We start from the raw sequence: 2,002 nt of genomic DNA, 5'->3' as shown, positions 1-2,002 counted from the left end.
TAGGAAAGATAATAGCCAGTGTCGTAAACAATGGATTACGCACCTTTTTGGTTCGCTGCTTTTTATATTCATGAAAATCTTCTCGTGTAGGAAAGTGAGAGTCATCTGAAGGATGCACTTTTTCTTCTTCAAGATCACTCGCACCCTTAGGTATAAATAAATAGCTAGAAAAGAGTGCAGCTGCGACCAGCCCGATCAAGGTCCATATGACAAACTTCTTTTTACTCTTCTTTTTCATTTTTCTTTCCTCCCAATGAATTATTGTTTTGGTTTGGATGATTTCATTGTACGGAGATTCGAATCGATCAAAACCGCAGACTTTGTGAGAACCACCGCAAAACTTTTGGGGTACCCCTGCATCCGTTTTGCAGGTGTGGTTGCGTTTTTGGAAATGGTGATGGTGGTTGGTACTCTCGGATAACTTGTGGATACTCTCGGATAGGTTGCAAATACTCTCGCATATCTCGGGGTTACTCTTGGATAGGATAAAAATACTCTCGATAACTGTTTTTACTGGCGGATAATCCGAGTTTACTAGCGGATAACCCCTGATTACTGGCGATAACCAATCTCCAAGTAAGCACAAAAAAACCTTAACTCTATTTGTTTAGGTTTTTACTACTCTTAGTTAGATAGATTAATATTACGAGACCCCCAGACACTGCCACGATCAATAGCAACATATTTAAATATAATGGCAAGAACGAAACAGCAATGGCAATCCAGGCAAATAGAAGGGCTAACGGGCTCGTGGCTCTAAGGAAAAGATGAACAAATCGGTAACTTGAACGGATAAAAGGTGTAGCTTCTAAAAACAAAATAGTTGGGTTCATGATCGAACCATAAATCAATGGGATGACAATGTAAATGGAAAACTCAGTCTTCAACGACACTTCCAATAGAAAAGCAAAACCCAATGCAAACCCTTGCATGAAAAAATCAATATGGGCTGATTTAAGTTTCCTGGCATTTGTGAAAACCTTATTCATTGGTGAACTCTTTTGGTAAAACACTGCTGCAAGCGGCAATGATAATACCATCCCGATCATAAACGAGAATAATCCCCACTGTAATAGTTGAACATTCACTTTCCATTCCTCCCTTTAATAAAACCTCCACATGAAAACAGCTACAATAAAGTCAAATATGGCGCATAGGGGCGGGAACCATCTGACAACACTTGTTTTAATGATTCTTGGATGGTGAAGCGAATCCCAAATTCCATGTAGAATGAAACCCAGCCCGATCCAAAGAGGAGAATACAATAATCCCAATAAGGCACAATTAAAAAACACGAAGGACACTACAAATTCTATTGATATCCAGGTCACCCGTGAATCAGATAAAGCAGCTCCAGCATAAACACATGCTGTATACGCCAAAAAGAGTGCAAACAGTTGATATGAAATAGGTGATGTAAACGTGATGAAAATTCTAATGGTCAGCATCGCTAATAATACACCCGCAACTATATTTCTGACATTCATGATAATCTCCTTCCATTTAGTTGGTATGGAATCATTATATTTTTGAAGGAGACACTGCCCGCCGCAAACATTCATGGACTTAACGCAAAATATTGCGGTTTAACCGAACCAACCATTATAAATCAAAAAAAGGACCGGCATACGCCGGTCCCATCACATCTAATATAAATCTTCCGTAGGTAGAATCCCCAACCCTTTAGCTTTCTTAATAGCTTCTACCCGAGAGTTGACATTTAATTTTTGAAAAAGTTCTGTCAAACTATACTCCAAGGAGCGCTGACTAATTAACAAGGTCTTGGAAATTTCCTTGTTACTAAGTCCCTTAGCTAATTCGCGCAGAAGTGTTTCTTCTTTTTTCCCTATCGTTGTTTTATCATTGGCATTATCCCCTTGCACGACAATTTCTTGGCGTCTCAGCTGTTTAAGAAGTTGCATCGGAATAATCGCCTCTTTCCGCGCAGCGCTGCGGATCGACTGAACTAACTGCTCGCGGGTCGACGTTTTCGAAATAAAGC

Annotated in this window: 3 protein-coding genes and 1 pseudogene; all 4 read right to left on the bottom strand. The window is 39.8% G+C overall.

What is annotated here, in order from left to right:
- Nucleotides 1–238 (bottom strand): annotated as a pseudogene (locus tag V7659_RS24360) (hypothetical protein); the annotation flags it as partial.
- Between the two features lie 361 nt (nt 239–599).
- Nucleotides 600–1,088: a hypothetical protein gene (locus V7659_RS24355; protein WP_335542721.1), complete on the bottom strand. Its 489-nt coding sequence runs from the start codon at nt 1,086–1,088 to the stop codon at nt 600–602.
- Nucleotides 1,089–1,103: 15 nt separating this feature from the next.
- On the bottom strand, nt 1,104–1,487 hold the full coding sequence (locus V7659_RS24350) for a DUF6010 family protein (RefSeq protein ID WP_335542720.1): 384 nt from the start codon (nt 1,485–1,487) through the stop codon (nt 1,104–1,106).
- Nucleotides 1,488–1,646: 159 nt separating this feature from the next.
- Nucleotides 1,647–2,002 (bottom strand): response regulator transcription factor (locus V7659_RS24345; RefSeq protein WP_335542719.1); only part of this gene is annotated, 356 nt, incomplete at its 5' end.

It is taken from the genome of Neobacillus drentensis (genome assembly GCF_036966985.1).
In the GTDB taxonomy this organism is placed as follows: domain Bacteria; phylum Bacillota; class Bacilli; order Bacillales; family Cytobacillaceae; genus Neobacillus; species Neobacillus drentensis_E.
This window is presented reverse-complemented; position numbering and strand designations above follow the sequence as displayed.